The 17,383-nt window shown below is 68.3% G+C and carries 15 protein-coding genes; 2 read left to right on the top strand and 13 right to left on the bottom strand.

Annotated elements, in window-relative coordinates; genetic code table 11:
• Positions 1-4: 4 nt before the first annotated feature.
• From E4A48_RS17900 to glnA, 4 genes are all read right to left on the bottom strand, one after another.
• Entirely contained in the window at positions 5-1,042 is a 1,038-nt protein-coding gene (locus tag E4A48_RS17900; RefSeq protein ID WP_185910676.1) for a two-component system sensor histidine kinase NtrB, read from the bottom strand.
• Positions 1,043-1,371: 329 nt separating this feature from the next.
• Positions 1,372-2,805 (bottom strand): ammonium transporter, encoded by a 1,434-nt coding sequence (gene amt / locus E4A48_RS17895; RefSeq protein ID WP_039006464.1) that lies wholly within the window; start codon positions 2,803-2,805, stop codon positions 1,372-1,374.
• Positions 2,806-2,824: 19 nt separating this feature from the next.
• A complete protein-coding gene (locus E4A48_RS17890) occupies positions 2,825-3,163 on the bottom strand; it encodes a P-II family nitrogen regulator (protein ID WP_039009092.1) in 339 nt (112 codons plus the stop codon).
• A 332-nt stretch (positions 3,164-3,495) separates the two neighbouring features.
• The gene (gene glnA / locus E4A48_RS17885; protein WP_003470521.1) at positions 3,496-4,905 is read right to left on the bottom strand and encodes a type I glutamate--ammonia ligase; all 1,410 of its coding nucleotides are present in this window, start codon (positions 4,903-4,905) and stop codon (positions 3,496-3,498) included.
• A gap of 225 nt (positions 4,906-5,130) precedes the next feature.
• Here glnA and E4A48_RS17880 point away from each other — a divergent pair, with 225 nt between their 5' ends.
• A complete protein-coding gene (locus E4A48_RS17880) occupies positions 5,131-5,922 on the top strand; it encodes an undecaprenyl-diphosphate phosphatase (RefSeq protein WP_058196829.1) in 792 nt (263 codons plus the stop codon).
• Between the two features lie 202 nt (positions 5,923-6,124).
• Here E4A48_RS17880 and E4A48_RS17875 read toward each other — a convergent pair whose 3' ends face one another.
• The 3 genes from E4A48_RS17875 to E4A48_RS17865 all read right to left on the bottom strand — a co-directional run bounded on the left by E4A48_RS17875 (position 6,125) and on the right by E4A48_RS17865 (position 10,304).
• Positions 6,125-6,736 (bottom strand): YbhB/YbcL family Raf kinase inhibitor-like protein, encoded by a 612-nt coding sequence (locus E4A48_RS17875; RefSeq protein WP_039006469.1) that lies wholly within the window; start codon positions 6,734-6,736, stop codon positions 6,125-6,127.
• Positions 6,737-6,757: 21 nt separating this feature from the next.
• Positions 6,758-8,830 carry a tetratricopeptide repeat protein gene (locus E4A48_RS17870; RefSeq protein ID WP_142742888.1) on the bottom strand — a complete coding sequence of 691 codons (2,073 nt, stop codon included), beginning with the start codon at positions 8,828-8,830 and terminating at the stop codon, positions 6,758-6,760.
• 667 nt (positions 8,831-9,497) lie between these two features.
• The gene (locus tag E4A48_RS17865) at positions 9,498-10,304 is read right to left on the bottom strand and encodes an IS5 family transposase (protein ID WP_039005206.1); all 807 of its coding nucleotides are present in this window, start codon (positions 10,302-10,304) and stop codon (positions 9,498-9,500) included.
• Positions 10,305-10,525: 221 nt separating this feature from the next.
• Between E4A48_RS17865 and E4A48_RS21655 the strand changes: the two genes are divergently transcribed.
• Positions 10,526-11,506, top strand: a complete 981-nt coding sequence (locus tag E4A48_RS21655; RefSeq protein WP_155521992.1) for a type III secretion protein — start codon at positions 10,526-10,528, stop codon at positions 11,504-11,506.
• A 166-nt stretch (positions 11,507-11,672) separates the two neighbouring features.
• Here E4A48_RS21655 and E4A48_RS17850 read toward each other — a convergent pair whose 3' ends face one another.
• The 6 genes from E4A48_RS17850 to E4A48_RS17825 form a co-directional block, all read right to left on the bottom strand.
• The gene (locus tag E4A48_RS17850) at positions 11,673-12,662 is read right to left on the bottom strand and encodes a YheT family hydrolase (protein WP_038234258.1); all 990 of its coding nucleotides are present in this window, start codon (positions 12,660-12,662) and stop codon (positions 11,673-11,675) included.
• 71 nt (positions 12,663-12,733) lie between these two features.
• Positions 12,734-13,528, bottom strand: a complete 795-nt coding sequence (locus E4A48_RS17845) for a lysophospholipid acyltransferase family protein (protein ID WP_142742886.1) — start codon at positions 13,526-13,528, stop codon at positions 12,734-12,736.
• Between the two features lie 75 nt (positions 13,529-13,603).
• Complete coding sequence (locus E4A48_RS17840; protein WP_142742885.1) at positions 13,604-14,023, bottom strand: hotdog fold thioesterase; 420 nt, start codon at positions 14,021-14,023, stop codon at positions 13,604-13,606.
• 269 nt (positions 14,024-14,292) lie between these two features.
• Positions 14,293-16,296, bottom strand: coding sequence for a phospholipase D family protein (locus E4A48_RS17835; protein ID WP_142742884.1), 2,004 nt, complete (start codon positions 16,294-16,296; stop codon positions 14,293-14,295).
• The gene (locus tag E4A48_RS17830; RefSeq protein WP_230812561.1) at positions 16,293-16,841 is read right to left on the bottom strand and encodes a YceI family protein; all 549 of its coding nucleotides are present in this window, start codon (positions 16,839-16,841) and stop codon (positions 16,293-16,295) included. The genes E4A48_RS17835 and E4A48_RS17830 overlap by 4 nt, the downstream gene beginning before the upstream one ends.
• Before the next feature lie 56 nt (positions 16,842-16,897).
• The gene (locus tag E4A48_RS17825) at positions 16,898-17,374 is read right to left on the bottom strand and encodes a SixA phosphatase family protein (protein ID WP_039009094.1); all 477 of its coding nucleotides are present in this window, start codon (positions 17,372-17,374) and stop codon (positions 16,898-16,900) included.
• Positions 17,375-17,383: the final 9 nt, after the last annotated feature.

Here is a 17,383-nt window from a genome sequence, read left to right as displayed (position 1 = left end):
GCGCCTATTCGGGGTCCGCTGCGGCCTGCGGCAGCAGCAGGGTAAACACGGTATGCCCGGGGCGGGAGCGGAAGCTCAGCGAACCGGCGTGCTCGCGCGCCACCTGCTGCGCCAGCGCCAGGCCCAGGCCGCTGCCTTCGGCGCGGCCGCTGACCAGCGGCAGGAACAGGTGCTCGGCCAGTTCCTCCGGCACGCCGCGGCCGTCGTCGACGATCTCCAGGCGCACGCCGCGCGCATGCACGCAGTCGCCGATGCGCTGGGCATGCTCGACGCGGGTGCGCAGGGTCACCTGCGCGGCGCCGGCCTGGATCGCGTTGCGCACCAGGTTCCACACCGCCTGGGTCAGGCGGTCGGCATCGCCGAGGAATTCGGGAATGCTGGGGTCGTAGTCGCGCTGCAGACGCACCGACCAGCCGCCCTCGTTCTCGGCCAGGCGCAGCACCCGTTCCAGCACGGCGTGGATGTTGAGCATGGCGTGCGGCCGCGCCGGCACTGGCGACAGCAGCTGGTCGAGCAGGCTGTTGAGGCGTTCGATCTCCGCGCCGATCAGGTCGATCAGCTCGCGCTCGTCCTCGTCGCGATGCTGCGCGCGCCGCGCCAGCAATTGCGCGGCGCCCTTGAGCCCGGCCAGCGGATTGCGCAGTTCGTGGGCCAGCCCCTTCAGCGCCGCGCCCAGCGCATTGGGCAACGCCTGTGCCGGATCCGGGGTGGGGAATTCGTCGACCGGGTGCGCCTCCAGCAGCCAGCCGCCATTGTCCATCCGCGACAGCCAGCCCTCGGCGAAGCGCGGGGCCTCGCCGGGAATGGCCAGCGCCATGCGATGCAGGCGCAGCACGTCGCGTTCGTCGTTGAGCAGAAACCGTGCCAGCGCGTCGCCCTGCACTTCCAGCGAGGCCAATGGCTGGTCGAGCAGGCGCCGCGCGCTGACGCCCAGCCAGCGCGCGAAGGCCGGATTGGCGCCGAGCAGGCGGCCATCGGCATCGGCCCAGACCACCGGGGTGCCGAGCGCGTCGAGCGGGGGTGGAGATGCGGTCATGGACATTGCACCAATGTAGTGCAAACGCTGCCGGAAGGCGCTGAACGCCCGGCCGGACGGGCCATTTGCCGGAACGGGCCGGCAACGCAGGCCGGCGCCGAGGCGTGGCCTGGCGCGGCCGGCGGGCACAAGGCGCCGCGGGCAACGGTGGAACCAATGCGTAGGGGTCGGGCGAGGCTAGCGGCCACGCGGGAATACCTCGGATCGCGAAGAAAACTGCCGTCGTTCCGCCCCATGGAGCGCCGGCGATGGCCACTGACCGCCAGCACCGGTGCACCGGCCGCAGGCGGGATTGCCGCAACGGCCCGCGACGCGCGGTCGCGGGCCGCTCTTGCTCAGGACTCGTACGCGGCTTCGCCGTGCGAGGTGATGTCCAGACCCTCGCGCTCGGCTTCTTCCGAGACCCGCAGGCCAAACACCAGCTTGGCGACCAGGAAGCCGACCACCGAGACCACGCCGATCCAGACCACAGTGACGCCGACGCCGGTGGCCTGCACCAGCACCTGGTGACCCATGCTCACGCCTTCGGCATAGCCGGCGCCGCCCAGCGCCTTGTCGGTGAACACGCCGGTCAGGATCGCGCCGACGATGCCGCCGACGCCGTGCACGCCGAACACGTCCAGCGTGTCGTCGGCATTGAGCAGCTTCTTCAGCCCGGTCACGCCCCACACGCAGATCGCGCCGGCGGCCACGCCGATGGCGATCGCACCGAACGGGCCGACGGTGCCGGCAGCCGGGGTGATGCCGACCAGGCCGGCGACCATGCCCGAGGCCACGCCCAGCGCCGAGGACTTGCCCTTGACCAGCTTCTCGACCAGCGACCAGGCCAGCACCGCGGCGGCGGTGGCCAGCAGCGTGTTGAGGAAGGCCAGCGCCGCAGTGGCGTTGGCTTCCAGCGCCGAACCGGCGTTGAAGCCGAACCAGCCCACCCACAGCAGCGAGGCGCCGACGAAGGTCAGGGTCACGTTGTGCGGCTTGAGCGCGGTCTGGCCAAAGCCCAGGCGTTTGCCGACGAAGTAGGATCCGACCAGGCCGGCGACGCCGGCGTTGATGTGCACCACGGTGCCGCCGGCGAAGTCCAGCGCGCCCTTGGTGAACAGGAAGCCTGGGGCCGCCCACACCATGTGCGCCAGCGGCAGGTAGCCGAAGGTGAACCAGATGACGATGAACAGCAGCACCGCGGCAAACTTCACGCGCTCGGCGAAGGCGCCGACGATCAGCGCGCCGGTGATGCCGGCGAAGGTCAGCTGGAAGGCGACGAACACGTACTCCGGCAGCTTGAAGCCCTTGGAGAAGGTGTCGGCCAGTGTGGTGGTGTCCACCCCGTGCAGCAGCGCCTTGTTGAGCGTGCCGATGTACAGGCCGCCGTCGGCGAAGGCCAGGCTGTAGCCGTACAGCACCCACAGGATCGCGATCAACGAGAACACCACGCCGACCTGGATCAGCACCGACAGCACGTTCTTGGAGCGCACCATGCCGCCGTAGAACAATGCCAGGCCCGGCACCACCATCAGCAGTACCAGCAGCGTGGAGGTCAGCATCCAGGCGACGTCGCCCTTGTCCACCACCGGCGCGGCGACGGCCGGCGCGGCAGCGGCCGGCGGCGGCGGCGTCAGTTGTTCGGTGACCACGTCCGCGCTCGGCACCGGCGTCACTTCGGCCTGGGCGAAGGCCGTGGCGGGCACGCCGACCGCCATCGCGCTGACCAGCATCAGCATGCATGCCGCGTAGAACCGGGCCTTCCACCCGGAGAAAAGACCTGTCTTCATGAGGGGCTCCAGGGTGGGGTTAGAGCGCATCTGCGCCGATCTCGCCGGTGCGGATCCGGATGACCTGTTCGATCGCGGTGACGAAGATCTTGCCGTCGCCGATCTTGCCGGTCCCGGCCGCGGTCTGGATCGCCTCAACCACGGCCTCCAGACGCTCGTCGGTCACCACGGTCTCGATCTTGATCTTGGGCAGGAAGTCCACGACGTACTCGGCGCCGCGATACAGCTCGGTGTGGCCTTTCTGCCGGCCGAAGCCCTTGACCTCGGTGACGGTGATGCCGGACACGCCTGCCTGCGACAAGGCCTCGCGGACCTCGTCGAGCTTGAATGGCCGGATGATGGCGGTGATCAGTTTCATGCGCATACCCCGTTGGTGGAAGGAGCCGGCCGCCGTACGCCGGCCGGCGGTTTGCATGTCATCGGGGCGCCGCGAACGGCGCCGTCCTGCTGCGCGGTGCGTCCCGCGGATCACGCCGTGGCGCGGCGCACGCGAAGTGCGACGGCAACGGCGACGTGGGAGGGAACGTGGCCCACGGCACGCAAGCGCTGGCTTTCGTGGTGCATCCCCCTGGAAACACCGCTGTTGCCACTGCGTTCGGGCGCGGACCAACGGCACGGCTCCCCAGCCGAGTAGGTGGCGGCGATGACGAAGGAGGGAGGGGGAACCTTCGCCATCGCCGCCAGTGGAACTCAGTTGGCGTAGTACAGCTGGTATTCCAGCGGGTGCGTGGCGGCGCGGAACTTGGTCACTTCCTGCATCTTCAGCGCGATGTAACCGTCGATGAAGTCGTCGCTGAACACGCCGCCGGCCTTGAGGAACTCGCGGTCGGCGTCGAGCGCTTCCAGCGCCTGGTCGAGGCTGGAACACACCTGCGGGATCTTCTTCTCTTCTTCGGGCGGCAGGTCGTACAGATCCTTATCGCTGGGCGCGCCCGGGTCGATCTGGTTCTTGATGCCGTCCAGGCCGGCCATCATCAGCGCAGCGAAGGTCAGGTAGCCGGACTGCAGCGGATCCGGGAAACGGATCTCGATGCGTCGCGCCTTCGGGTTGGACACCCACGGGATGCGGCACGAGGCCGAGCGGTTGCGCGCCGAGTAGGCGAGCATCACCGGCGCCTCGAAGCCCGGGACAAGGCGCTTGTAGCTGTTGGTGCCGGCGTTGGTGAAGGCGTTGATCGCCTTGGCGTGCTTGAAGATGCCGCCGATGTACCACAGCGCCATCTGCGACAGGCCGCCGTAGCCGTCGCCGGAGAACAGGTTGGTGCCACCCTTGGCCAGCGACTGGTGCACGTGCATGCCGGAGCCGTTGTCGCCGACGATCGGCTTGGGCATGAAGGTCGCGGTCTTGCCGTTGCGGTAGGCGACGTTCTTGATGATGTACTTCATCATCATCAGCTCGTCGGCCTTCTTCACCAGCGAATTGAACTTGGTGCCGATCTCGCACTGGCCGGCGGTGGCCACTTCGTGGTGGTGCACCTCGACCTCGATGCCGACCTGCTCCAGGGTCTTGCACATTTCCGCGCGCAGGTCCTGCAGCGAATCGGTCGGCGGCACCGGGAAGTAGCCGCCCTTGACCGCCGGACGATAGCCGCTGTTGCCGCCTTCGATCTTGCTGCCGCTGCTCCAGGCCGCTTCTTCCGAATCGATCTTGAAGAAGGTGTGGCCCATCTCGTTGCCGAAGCGCACGCCGTCGAAGATAAAGAATTCCGGCTCCGGGCCGAAGAACGCCTGGTCGGCGATGCCGCTGGACTTCAGGTAGGCCTCGGCGCGCTTGGCCACGCCGCGCGGGTCGCGGTCGTAGCTCTGCATGGTGGCCGGGTCGAGGATGTCGCAGGTCAGGACCAGGGTCGGATCGGCCATGAACGGGTCGATGAACGCGGTGTCGGCGTCGGGCAGCAGGACCATGTCCGACTCGTTGATGCCCTTCCAGCCCGAGATCGAGCTGCCGTCGAACATCTTGCCCTCTTCGAACAGCGCAGGCTCGATGATGCTGACGGGGAAGGTCACGTGCTGCTGCACGCCGCGCATATCGACGAACCGCAGGTCGACGAACTCGACCTTGTTGTCCTTGACCAGCTTCTCAATATTTTCCGCAGACATCGATGAAACCTCGGGTTGGTGAATGACTTGGTCCCAGTGACAGCAATCACCGTGCCAACTGTGACTGATTCACAAGCCCTTGATTTTGGTAAAGGAAGCACGCCAACGGGGCGAACTGCATGCACCAAAGTGGTTCTATGGCAATTCAAAGCACCAAAATGGTGCTCGAGGCAATGTTTTATCCTTGCCCAGCTTTTCCCTCCCCCAAGAGCCGAACCCTCCCCCATGAGCGACATGTTCTCCGCCCTGCTGCTGGGCATCCTCGAAGGTCTGACCGAATTCCTGCCGGTCTCCAGCACCGGCCACCTGCTGATCGCCGAGCAATGGCTCGGCCGCCGTTCGGACTTTTTCAACATCGTGATCCAGGCCGGCGCGATCCTGGCCACCACCCTGGTATTCCGGCAGCGGCTGTGGACGCTGGCCACCGGGCTGGGCGACCGCGCCAGCCGCGACTACGTGCTCAAGCTGGGCACCGCGTTCCTGGTCACCGCGGTGGTCGGCCTGGTGGTGCGCAAGGCCGGCTGGCAACTTCCGGAGTCGGTGCAGCCGGTGGCCTGGGCGCTGGTGATCGGCGGCGTGTGGATGCTGGTGGCCGAGCATTTCGCCGCGCGCATGCCCGAGCGCGAGCGGGTGACCTGGAAGGTGGCCATCGCGGTGGGCCTGGCGCAGGTGGTGGCCGGCGTCTTCCCCGGCACCTCGCGCTCGGCGGCGACGATCTTCCTGGCGATGCTGCTGGGCCTGAGCAAGCGCTCGGCCGCGGCCGACTTCGCGTTTCTGGTCGGCATCCCGACCATGTTCGCGGCCAGCGGCTATTCGTTCCTGGAGCTATACAAGAACGGCGTGGTGGGCAGCGAGGACTGGGGCGACGTGGCCATCGCCTTCGCCGCCGCGGTGGTGACCGGCTTCATCGTGGTGAAGTGGCTGCTGGGCTACATCAAGTCGCACCGCTTCACTGCGTTCGCGGTGTATCGCATCGTGCTGGGTGCGGCGCTGTTGTCGTGGTTGCCGGGGGCCTGAGGGCTGGTTGGCTGGCGGCCGTACCCTCACCCCAACCCCTCTCCCGATGGGAGAGGGGCTAAGCGGCTGTTCCTTCTCCCATCGGGAGAAGGTGCCCCGCATGGGCGGATGAGGGTACGGGCGCAGCCTCGTGCAACCAAACTCCGCGAGACGTTGCGCGCCGGACCCTCACCCCAACCCCTCTCCCGACTGGAGAGGGGCTTTAGGCGAGCTTGGGATTCAGGCTATACGTGCCATAGAGGCTGGCCTCGGCCAGCACATGGCCCTGCATCGCGCGCAGTGCGTCGGCGGCGGTGAAGCGCGCCGGCAGTGCCAGCGTGGCCACGTCCAGCGCGAACAGGCGGAAGAAGTAGCGATGCAGGCGCAGGTCGTTGGCCGGCGGGTACGGGCCGTCGTAGCCATAGTAGTCGCCGCCCATCTGCGCATCGCCGGCGAACCAGTCGGTATAGCTGTTCAAACCCTGCCGCGCGCCGGGCAAGCCAGGCGGTTGCCGCTTGCCCTTGGTCACAACCCCGTCGCTGGCGCTGCCTTCGGCGATCTCGCGTAGATCGGCCGGAATCTCAACGGCAGCCCAATGCACGAAATTGGTGCGTGGCTGCTCGACCGGGATCTGTACGTCGTCGCGGCCAACCATTGCGGCCACGGTCGGCACGTCCGGATCGAGGCACAGCAGCGCGAACGCCGCGGTGCCGGCCGGCACGTCGTCCCAGGCCAGGTGCGGATTGCGGTTGGCGGCGAAGCCATCGGCCTGGCCCATCGCGTAGGTCGCGGCGATCGGCTGGCCGGGCTGGATGCTGTCACTGCGAAGACGCATGCGAAAACTCCGGTGGGGGAATCAGGTTTCGGTGTAGCCGAGGCGCACGGCCACCGGCGTGAGCAGCGCGAACGCGGCCGCCAGCGGCGCGGCATAGGCGCGCCAGTGGCCGGACGACAGGCGCGGCGGGCCGAGCGTGGGCACGCTCGGGAACGGGACGCCGAAGGCCTGCTGCAGCGCCGCGGCCACGCCGGCCGGATCGGCCTCGATGCCGTCCAGGCGTAGCAGCCGGTGCGGATACAGGTCCTGTTCGTGCAAGTCGGCGACCTGGGTCAGCACCGCCGCCAGCCAGTGCGCGCCGGTCTCCACGGTGGCCACGCCGAACGGCGCCGGGGCGCCGTTGGCCAGCCAGTCCAGCAGCATGTCGCGCGGGTCGCGCAGCGCGATTAGCAGCCGCCCTTCCGGCAGCTGCGGGCGCAGCCCGCGCAGCAGCGCATTGTCCCACCACAGCAGCCAGTCGACGATGTTGCCGTCGTCGATGCCGCGCGCCGGCAGCTGCGCGCGCCACTCGGCGATCAGCGCCGCGCCGTCGAGTTCGCCGCTGTCCAGCTCGGTGACGCTGCGGTAGCGCTGGAAGCCGTCGGTGGGCGGCTGCGCGCCGAAGCGGTCGCTGCGCAGCACCTGGCTGGCCGCGTTCATCACCGCGACCACCCGCTCCACGCCGCTGCCCGGCGCGCCCCACACGAACAGCGGCCGCGCCCGCACCTGCGGATCGATCTCGGCCAGCGCCGGCCATTGCGCCGGGGCCTGGCCCAGCGGCGGCAGCGGCAGGCGCTGCGGCAGCTGTTCATGCTGGAACGCCAGCCACGTCGCCAACGCCTCGGCCGGGCGCCCGGCGCGGTCCTGCACCGCCGCCAGCCACGGCCGCAACACGCTCTGCTCGGTTTCGGGCATGCGCTGCATCAGGTCACGCACGTGGGCGATGGCCGCGTCGTGCTCGCCGCGTTCCAGCAGCGCTTCGACCAGGCGCTGCTCGCCGCTGATGCGGCCCGGCTCCAGCGCCACGATGCGCTGCGCCACGGCCTCGCCCTGGTCGCGTTCGCCGGCCATGTCGTGCACCCGCAGTTGCGCTTCCAGCGCTGGCAGGTGGCCCGGCATCGCCGCCTGCCAGCGTGCGATCAGCGCGCGCGCCTCGGCGCCGCCGACCGGCTCCAGCGCCAGCCGCGCCAGCCACAGGTCGTGCGCACCGGTGGTGGTGGCCAGGGCCGCTTCCAGGGTGGCGCGGGCATCCTCGACCGCCCCCAGCCGCTGCCAGGCGATCAGCGCCGCATGCAGGGTGCGGCGGTCGGCCGGGGCGGCGCCCAACGCGCGCCGCAGGTGCTCCAGCGCATCGGCCGGACGCCCGGCCTGCAAGGCGTATTCGCCCGCCAGCCGGCGCATGCCGGCGGTGTCGCTGACCGGATCGGCCAGCACCGTGTCCAGTGCCGCGATGGCGTCGTCGAGGCGACCCTGGCGGTGCGCCAGCTGCGCGACCAGCGCCATCAACGCACTGCTGCCGCGGGTCAGCGTGGCGACGCGGCGGAACGCGGTCTCGGCGAAGGCCAGGTGCTGCTTGTCCAGGTAGGCGAAACCGAGCGCGTACAGCAAGCGCGGATCGTCGGGCAGCGCTTTGCTGGCGCGCGACAGCAGCGCCAGCGCGCGATCGGCATCGCCGCGGCGCAGCGCCAGCATGCCGTCCAGGCCCAGCAATTGCGGATGGTCCGGATCCAGCCGCGCGGCGGTGCGGCTGAGCCGCTCCACTTCGTCCAGATCGCCGCGGCCCAGCGCCAGATGGGCGCGCATGACGTAGGCCAGCAACTGGTTGGGATCCAGCGCGGCGGTGCGTGCCAGAGCGTCCTCGGCCTGGGCCAGGTCGTTGGCGCTGAGCAGCATGCCGGCGCGCAGCAGGTGCAGGCCGGCGTCTTCCGGCGCCAGCGCGATGGCCTGGTCAATGCTGTGCAGCGCGGCAGCGGTGTCGTCGTTCTGCTGCTGCGCCAGCGCCAGCCAGCGGTGCGCCTGCGCGTCGGCGGCGGCATCGGCCACCCAGGCCTGGGCGATGCGCAACGCATCGGCGTTGGCCTGGCGGCGCAGGGCATCGAGAATGTGCTCTTGCATGAGCGTCCGGCTGGTGGCAAAACCGCATTGTAGCGGGAGTGCCGGGGAGCGCATGGCTCAGGCGCGCAGGCTGCCGTCACAGCGGCGAACGCCAGGAGGCATATGCATCAAAATGGTCAACAGAGCGCGGGCTGCAACTGGACGACAAGCTCCCGATGCTGGACGAAGGCTTGTGAGCCTATCGGCTCAGCGAGACGTGAACTCAGGGTGCTCTGGACGTTCCTTGTGGAATTGAGGCCAGGCGGTAGCGGAAGGATCGGTGCTTGTCGTCGAGGGGCCAGACTGCTTGCAAGCGCCTTACCAATCCAGGGCAATGCATAACTGGCCAAGATCGTAAATGCCAGCGCCACGGGGATCGCCGCCAGCGACGGGAATGCCTGCAAATGCATCCTCAAAAACTCTGCAGAGCGGAATCAACGGGGTGATTTGCGTGTGCCTATCGAAGCTTATGCCGCCACTTGCAATGGGCCAGCTTTGTGCCACGGGACTGAAACAGCGACCAATGTCAGCAGCCCGAGCGATTGCGAGGACTGCAGAGCACATCAGGGTTCCGGCGCGCCCGCGGCGGGTCGCTGCATCGCTTCGCCATGCAGTGACACTCTTCGCAATTGCCTTTCACCGCCAGCGGCAACCAGGCAAAGCTAGCCGTACATTGCACTAGAGCGTGTTATGAACTTTGGAGGATGGCGGCAGCGTTGCTGAGCATGAGGACCGTGAAGACGACGAAATGCAGGCCAGCCAGGGTTTCCGGCAAGCGCTCGTAGTCGCGTGCAAGCCGACGGAATCGATTGACCCAGCCAAAGCTACGTTCGACGACCCAGCGCCGAGGAAGCAACACGAACCCTTTCTTGGCTTCGGGAAGTTTCACCACGTGCAATTCGATTCCTTCTTCCTGAGCCGCTTGCGCCGGCTCCTGGCCGGTGTAGCCTTGATCCACGAATGCCACCGTTACGGTGTCACCTGTGACGTGTTGCACCTCCTGCGCCAGTGAGCGCACTTGAGCGCGCTCTTGTTCGTTGGCTGGCGTGACTTGCACTGCAAGCAAATGTCCGAGCGTGTCGACCGCCATGTGCACCTTGCTGCCTTTCTTCCGCTTATAGCCGTCGTAACCGGCGCGCGGGCCGCTCTCACAGGTGGATTGCAGTGTCCGCCCGTCCAGGATGATTGCGCTGGGTTGGCCTTGCTTCCCCTGGGCGACACGTAGGACGGAACGCAGATCGCTGACCATGGCTTCAAAGCAGCCCGCCTGCAGCCAGCGCTGCGTCTGCTGGTAAACCGCTTCCCATGGCGGGAAGTCGTTGGGTAGCAGGCGCCACGGCGCTCCAGCACGCGCCATCCAACGCAGCGCATTGAACATCGCCCGCAACGCGTACTTGCGCTGCGGAGCTTGCTCTGTCATCAGGCTCAGGTAAGGCGCCGCGAACGCCCACTCTTCGTCGGAAATATCGGTCGGATATGGGCGTTTGCTCTGCATCCATCTACGATAGCTGCATCCCCGAAAAGTTCATAACACGCTCTAGGATGATCGAACGGCTTTCCGCGTATTCGTGCCTCGGCGATCGGAGATTCCGCTAAAGGTGAATAGAGATGGGAATTTGCTGCTCCAAATCCTCCGGGTCCTCCAGACATGACACATATGCCACGGAGGCGCCATCGCGCGCATCCACGGCGCCGGGCAGTGACAGCAGCAGCCCGATGCAATCGCCGGAGCTATCATCGCTGAGAGTCTCCCTTGGGACGCGTCCCGCGGCGCTGCGCAGGGGTGGAGATGCGCCTCTGGAGCAACATCAGATCCAGCAGGCCGCCTACCATATGGGAGCTTATGTCGTCGGTGACCAGGTCACGAGTCCGAGAAGACTCGCGACAGCCGGGCAAACCGTTCACGACGTCCGCCTACTGCTCAAGCACGGCCGGGGAAACGTCAAAGCGGACGACATTCCCTCGTACGGCCACAACGGCATCGGATCGTCGGTCGCAAAGATGGCAACGGGAGGCGGTAGCAGCAAGGTTGCAAGGGCCGTCGTCATGGGGGCGGCGGTCTGCGATCAGCAAGCTCCCCTGACCGCCATGGTCCACGCTCCACACATGGCAGCCAACGAGCAGAGTGTGACCTTTGAAGCTCGCGTGCCGATGAAAGAGATAAAGGACGAAGGTAATGAAATACCCGTCAGGACGAAACACACCTGGAACGAACTGCAACGTGTAAGCCGCGATCCGACGTCGACCGTGGTCATGGATGCGTGGGCCAACGGCCCGGCAGTTCGCTTGAAAGACAGTGCATGGAACGCAGAGCCGGCCACGAAAGGTGCTTGGTCGATGGACAAAAGCAGAGCCGAGTTACTGAAAGAGCGTATCGAGGGGTTGGTTCCCTTGATTCATCCGGACCACGATTCCGTCACGGCCGCAAACTTACGCTGCAGGAGAAATGCCCCCGTATCGTGGGAAAAATACGCAGAATCACAGGTGATTTCAGCGGAGTTCGCCAACAGTGTGCGCAACGCATTGTCCTGTGTCCCTGCACACCAGCAGCGGGAAATCGCGTCACGGATGATCCAGGAAGCCTATGGAACGGATCCTGGCTCTTACGCGCACCAATCCGCGGTTGAATCAGTTCTGGTGGCAGCCAACCACCTGGACTCCCTGCCTCGGCCTGCTGTCGTACCACCGGAATACTGAGCGCACGAGGGTCGATCCGGCCGCCGTGGATGGGCGATGTGCGCGCCACCGATTCCAGGGTCCAGGCGGCGCAGATTGATATCGGTAGGGTTGCTGACCCTGACATCGGCGATCTCGATGCTCGTACGCGTGACGCCCGGCAGGCGGAATGCCGTCCAGCCTGTGCTCAGGCGCGCAGGCCGTCGGTCAGGCGCTCGGCCACCCAGCGTTCGGCGAACCCGTCGCCGCGCGCGTTCTCGATGAAGCCGCAATGCCCGCCCCAGCGCGCGATTTCCAGCCGCGCCAGGGCAGGCAGGCGCAGGTTGCGGAAATCGTCCAGCGGGATCACCGGGTCGTCCTCGGCCATCAGGATGTCGGCCGGCACGCTCAGGTTGCGCAGGCGCTCGCCGGCGATCGAATAGCTTTCGAAGTACGCGTCCAGGCTGGCGAAACCGGCGTGGCGCTGCGCCAGCCAGCCCATCAGCTCGCGCATGTCCAGCGCCAGCGTGGCGTCGTCGTAACCGTGCCGCTCGGGGAACAGTTCGCGCTTGCGCAGCAGCGACTCGCGCCACCTGCGGCGGAAATACCAGTCGTAGAACTGCGGGCCGTTCTCGATCCGCTGCATGGTCGTGGCCGGATCCAGCAGCGGACACACCGCGGCCACGTGCTGCAGCGGCAGGCCAGCGGCCGGCGCGCGCAGTGCCAGGCGCAAGGCGAAGTTGCCGCCCAGCGAATAGCCGGCGGCCAGCAGCGTCGGCGCCGGGAAGCGCCGCCACAGGTCGCCGGCGGCGTTGACCACTTCGTCCAGGCGCTCAGAATGGAACAGGTCCACGTTGAGGTGGTGGGTGCCGCCGTGGTCGCGGAAGTTGAGCCGGAACACCTGGTAGCCGCGCGCCAGCAACTGCGCGGCGGTCAGGCGCATGTAGCCGGAGTCGGCGCTGCCTTCCCAGCCGTGCAGCAGCAACACGGTGCCACGCGGCTCGGTGCCGGCCGGCACGCTGAGCCAGCCCTGCAGGCGCACGCCGTCGCCGCCATCGAGGATGTGCGAGGTGGTGGTCGCGCCGCTGGCGGCGAGCAGTTGTTCGCCGCGGCGCACGCGCAGGGCGCTGGAGCCCAGCACCGATTGCAAGTGCGGGTTGCGCAGCCAACGCGGGGGAAGGTAGTCGGCAGCATTCATCATCGGCAGCGAGCTTGCCCCGTGCGAGTGGAGCAATAGATCAAATCGACCGGGCCGCGGTGTTCCATGGTTCAGCGTTGCGCCATCGCCGCGACGATGCGCGCGCGCGCGATCTCGGCGATGCCCCGGCGCCCTTCCACGTCCTGCAGCCGGATCGGCTGCAGGAAGTGCACCTCGGCCTCGCGGCCCGGCTCGCCGAGCAGGCGCAGGAAATTGGCGAAGAAGCTCTCGTGCGCGCCGAACGCGATCACCGTCTGCGCCGAGCCGCCGGCGCCGTAGCGCACCGCCACCGGCTGCACCGCCACCTGCGCTTCCACCGCGGCCTGGAAGATGCGCGCGTGGAACGGGCCGACATCGTGGCCGCCGCGGGTGCGTCCTTCCGGGAACACGCCGACCGAGCGCCCCGAGCGCAGCCGTTCCAGCATCGCCTGCAGCACCCCGCCCAACGATTCGGTGTTGCCGCGCTGGTGGAAAATGGTCTGCCCGCGCGCGGCCAGCCAGCCGACCAGCGGCCAGCCGGCGATCTCGCGCTTGGCGACGAAGCCCATCATGCGCTGGCTGTGCAGCATCACGATGTCGATCCAGCTGACATGGTTGGCCACGAACAGCACCGGATTGGGCAGCGGCGTGCCGACCCGGCGCACGCGCAGGCCGAAGATACGCAGCATCCAGATCGACCACCAGCACACCATGCGGTCGCCGAACGATTCGACGCCGGCGCGGCCGGGCGACAGCGACACGCACGCCAGCAGGAACGGCAACGACAGCGACACGTGCAACGCCAGCAGCGGAATGCGGTAAGCGTAACGGACCCAGCGCAGCGCAACGCCGTGTTGGCGCGTGGCGGGTGAGGAGAACTCGCTCATTCGGGTCAAGATACCGGAAGCCGGGGGGAAGCACCCTATTGTGTCAGCATGAGGACGGTTGCGACTGAGCGCACGCTAATTGCCTGCGATCACCGCCAGGGTCAGCCGCGATACGCAGACCGGCTTACCGGCCGCGTCCTCGATGCGGATCTCCCAGACCTGGGTGGCGCGGCCGAGGTGCAGCGGCCGCGCAGTGCCGGTGACCGTGCCGGTGCGAGCGGAACGCAGGTGGTTGGCGTTGATCTCCATGCCCACGCAGAGCTGGTCCGCTTCCACGCACAGGTTGCCGGCGCCGCTGCCCAGGGTTTCGGCCAACACCATCGAGGCGCCGCCGTGCAGCAGCCCGTACGGCTGCCGCGTGCGCGCATCGACCGGCATCGTCGCGCGCAACCAGTCCGGCCCGGCGTCGGTGAAGACGATGCCCAGGTGCGCGATCAGGGTGCCGCGGGCGTCGGCGTTGAGGGCATCGAGATTGACGGGTTCGCGGAAGGTCATCGCGCAGGGTCCGTGGACGAGGAGGGCGCCAGCCTAACGTCAAACGGTACCGCGGGCGATGCGGTGCGCCACGCACGCGTGCGCCCGTCGGCAATCGCTCCGCCACCAGGTTCCTGGAACGCCAGCTTCAGGCAGCCTGGCCCGCAGCCGGGCATCGGCGATCGAAGGCGATGCATCAGGCCCTTGCGCCTTTGCGGCCCGGCCCCGGCCCCGGCCCCGGCCCACGCGATTTTCCGAGTCCCCGGTCCCGAGCCCCGCTTCCCGGCCTCTCACAGAATCGGCACCAAGCCCGAGCCGAACGCCGTCAGCATCCGCACCAGCAGCCACTTCGGGCCAACATTGACCTCGGGGAAGTCGCCGACCGCGTTGTAGCAGCGGTGGAAGCCGGGATCGCGCCGGGTCAGCGGCGCCGGGCATTCGGGGCCGGACTGGAATGCGTAGTTGGTGGCGTAGCGCCATGGCCAGAAATCCAGCACCGGCAGCGCCTCAGAGGCCTTGCCCATGCTGTAGTTCAGGCCCGACAGCAGCGGCGGCTTGACCCGCGCGGCCACCGTCCACGAGTTCTCCGGCTCGATGTCGCGGCCTATGCTAGCGGCCAGCGCCTGGGCGAAGGCCGGGTCGTCGATGATCACCGCGCCCTCGGTGTTGTAGGTCTCGCTGCGCGGATCGAAGTTGTGCGTGCCGATCACGCCGACGCGGCGATCCACCACCAGCGACTTGGCGTGCAGGCCCATGCGCGCGCCGTCGCGGGTCACCGGCAGCGGCCGGTTGGCGACGCGGCGGCTCAGCAACGAGGGCCGGGTCTCGGTGCGCAGCACGCGCCGATCGACCTGGCTGCCGTCGGCGCGACGGCGGCTGCCGGGGGGGCCGCCGCTGCCGCTGCCGAGCACCGAACTGCGGCCGCTGCGCGCATTGCTGCCGGCAGCACTGCCGCCGATCAGCGGATTGCGGCCGCCGGCCTCCCCGGCGTCCGGCAGCTGCAGCGGCGACGGCAGCAGGTTGGCGTAGTCCACCGGCGCGTCCAGCGGGAACGGTTTGTACTCGTAGATGTCGAAGCCCAGCTCGCGCAGGTTGCGGCGCTTGTACTTGTACGACAGCGCATACACCACCGGGTTGTCGGTACTGGCCAGGCTGTTGGTGGCCACGATCACCTGCGGCGGCTGCGCGCGCTTGCGCAGGTCGCGGAAAATCGCCTGCGCCGGATCCGACAGCACCAGGTACGGCGTCTGCAGGATGATCTCCTGCCTGGCCTCGGCGATCAGCTTGTCCAGCTTGGGTGCGGTGGAGATCGCCTTGGGGCCGTGCTTGCGGCGATGCTTCTGCGGCAGGTCGGCGACGTAGTCCACGTGCCTGACCGGCAGCGCCGGCAGTACGAAGGCGTCCTCGACGAAGGCCGGATCGGCGGCCTCCTCGCTCACCCGCTGCACCCGCTGCGGGCGCAGGAACTGGGCGGGCGGCAGCTGCGGCACGCCGTCGCGCAGCAGCAGCTTGCCGACGTCGTTGAGCCGCGCCACCGGCACGCTGCGCCGCGCCGCCCAGTAGGCGTCGAAGCTGGCGGCCATGCTGCGCGCCACCGGCCCGGCCACCAGCACGTCGCGGTCGCGGAAGTTGTACTCGCTGTCCCAGTCGTAATAGTCGTCCTGGTAGTTGCGCCCGCCGACCACGCCGATCGCATCGTCCACCACCAGCAGTTTGTTGTGCATGCGCTGGTTGAAGTGGCGGAAACAGCACAGCACGCTGGCGGCGTAGTGCAGGTAGTTGGGCTTGGCCAGGCCGAAGGTGGGGTTGTAGATGCGCAGCGAGAAGTTCTGGTGCGCGCCGGCCAGCGCGCCGAGGATCTGCAGGTCGGAGATCGCCGACAGCTGGTCGATCAGCACCCGCACCTGCACGCCGCGTCGCGCCGCGGCCAGCAGCTCGTCCATCACCAGCCGCGCGCTGTCGTCCTTGTCGAAGATGTAGGTCTGCAGGTCGATGCTGCGGCTGGCGCTGCGGATCAGGTTGACCCGCGCCACCAGCGCTTCCTCGCCGTGGTCCAGGATGGTGGCGTATTGGCGCGGCACGGCGCCGCCGGCGGACTCGGCGAAGGCCTTGCCGGCCAGCGCGCGCAATGGCGAGGCCAGCGCGCAGTGATCGCGTTGCGTGCAGTCGACGCGGCCGTCGCGCGCGGCCTCGGCGATCGCCACCGCGCGGCCGTGCTGGGCCTGCGACAGGCTCGCGCAACCGCTGCCGAGCAGCAGCGCCGCCAGCACCAGGACCCGCAGCAGCGATGTCACGGAGCGTGCGCTGCCGTCAGCCGTGCGCGCAGCACGAAGGTGACCCGATCGCTCAAGGCCAGATCCCACTTATCCATTCCATAACGTCCACGCAGAACCGTACCGCGGCTGATCACATCGCAATCATAGCCTGGGCGGCTGCACGCCGCCGGCATCATGGTCAGCGTCTCGGTATGGCCGACCCCGCGGATGCTCAGCGTGCCGACCAGCGCACCGCCCGTGGTCAGCAGCTCCGGGGAGAACGGCTGCGAATCGAAAGAGACGGTCGGAAAGCGTTCGGCGTCGAAGAAATCCTCGCCGCGCATCCAGCCGGAGTAGCGCGGCTTGCCGGGAATCTGCACGTAGGCGGTGAACAGGCGCAGGCGCACCTGGTGGCGGCCGTCGGGCAGCATCTCCACGGTGCCTTCGAAGCGCGGGAAGAAGCCCTCGATGCGCTGCCCGAAGCGGGTGCGGATCTCGAAACCAAAGCGCGACTGGACCGGATCAAGGGCATAGTCCCCCGGCGACGGCGGCTGGGCCTGCGCGCTGGCACAGCCCGGCAGCAGGCATAGCGACAGCAGCGCGGTGCACAGCGCCGGGCGCAGGCGCCGGCGCGGTACGTTCAGGGCCACCAGAATGCGGTCAGTCGCGCCACGCCCGGCTCGATCGCCGCGTCCTGCGGCACCGTCAGCACCACCACGCTGGCGGTGGGCATGCCGCGGTAGTCGCCGGACTGGCCGCTGTGCATCAGCGCCGCCAGCTGTTCCAGGCCGGGGTTGTGACCGACCAGCAGCAGGCGCTCGACGTCGCGGTGCTCGTCCAACAGCGCGGCCAGGGTGCCGGAGGTGGCCTCGTAGGCCCGCGGCTCCAGACGCTGCTCGACATAGCCGGTCAGCTCCAGCACCGCTTCCAGGGTTTCGCGCGCGCGCCGCGCCGGCGAGCACAGCACCCGGTCGGGCACCAGCCGCTGCTCCAGCAGCCAGCGCCCGGCGGCTTCGGCCTCGGCCAGGCCGTGCGGCGACAGCGGCCGGTCGACATCGGCCTGGCCGGTATCGGCCGGTTCGGCATGGGCATGGCGCAGCAGGATCACTTCACGCAGGACGATGGT

The sequence above is a fragment of the Xanthomonas translucens pv. cerealis genome (genome assembly GCF_006838285.1).
GTDB lineage: Bacteria > Pseudomonadota > Gammaproteobacteria > Xanthomonadales > Xanthomonadaceae > Xanthomonas_A > Xanthomonas_A cerealis.
Note: the sequence above shows the minus strand (reverse complement) of the source record. Positions and strands in the feature narration are given on the sequence as shown.

Excerpts from the sequence above, each read along its gene's own strand:
- E4A48_RS17890 (WP_039009092.1), bottom strand. The coding sequence starts at position 3,163 with ATGAAACTGATCACCGCCATCATCCGGCCATTCAAGCTCGACGAGGTC.
- glnA (WP_003470521.1), bottom strand. The coding sequence starts at position 4,905 with ATGTCTGCGGAAAATATTGAGAAGCTGGTCAAGGACAACAAGGTCGAG.
- amt (WP_039006464.1), bottom strand. The coding sequence starts at position 2,805 with ATGAAGACAGGTCTTTTCTCCGGGTGGAAGGCCCGGTTCTACGCGGCA.
- E4A48_RS17845 (WP_142742886.1), bottom strand. The coding sequence starts at position 13,528 with ATGAGCGAGTTCTCCTCACCCGCCACGCGCCAACACGGCGTTGCGCTG.
- E4A48_RS17850 (WP_038234258.1), bottom strand. The coding sequence starts at position 12,662 with ATGAATGCTGCCGACTACCTTCCCCCGCGTTGGCTGCGCAACCCGCAC.
- E4A48_RS17840 (WP_142742885.1), bottom strand. The coding sequence starts at position 14,023 with ATGACCTTCCGCGAACCCGTCAATCTCGATGCCCTCAACGCCGACGCC.
- E4A48_RS21655 (WP_155521992.1), top strand. The coding sequence starts at position 10,526 with ATGCAATCGCCGGAGCTATCATCGCTGAGAGTCTCCCTTGGGACGCGT.
- E4A48_RS17865 (WP_039005206.1), bottom strand. The coding sequence starts at position 10,304 with ATGCAGAGCAAACGCCCATATCCGACCGATATTTCCGACGAAGAGTGG.
- E4A48_RS17870 (WP_142742888.1), bottom strand. The coding sequence starts at position 8,830 with ATGCAAGAGCACATTCTCGATGCCCTGCGCCGCCAGGCCAACGCCGAT.
- E4A48_RS17880 (WP_058196829.1), top strand. The coding sequence starts at position 5,131 with ATGAGCGACATGTTCTCCGCCCTGCTGCTGGGCATCCTCGAAGGTCTG.
- E4A48_RS17900 (WP_185910676.1), bottom strand. The coding sequence starts at position 1,042 with ATGTCCATGACCGCATCTCCACCCCCGCTCGACGCGCTCGGCACCCCG.
- E4A48_RS17875 (WP_039006469.1), bottom strand. The coding sequence starts at position 6,736 with ATGCGTCTTCGCAGTGACAGCATCCAGCCCGGCCAGCCGATCGCCGCG.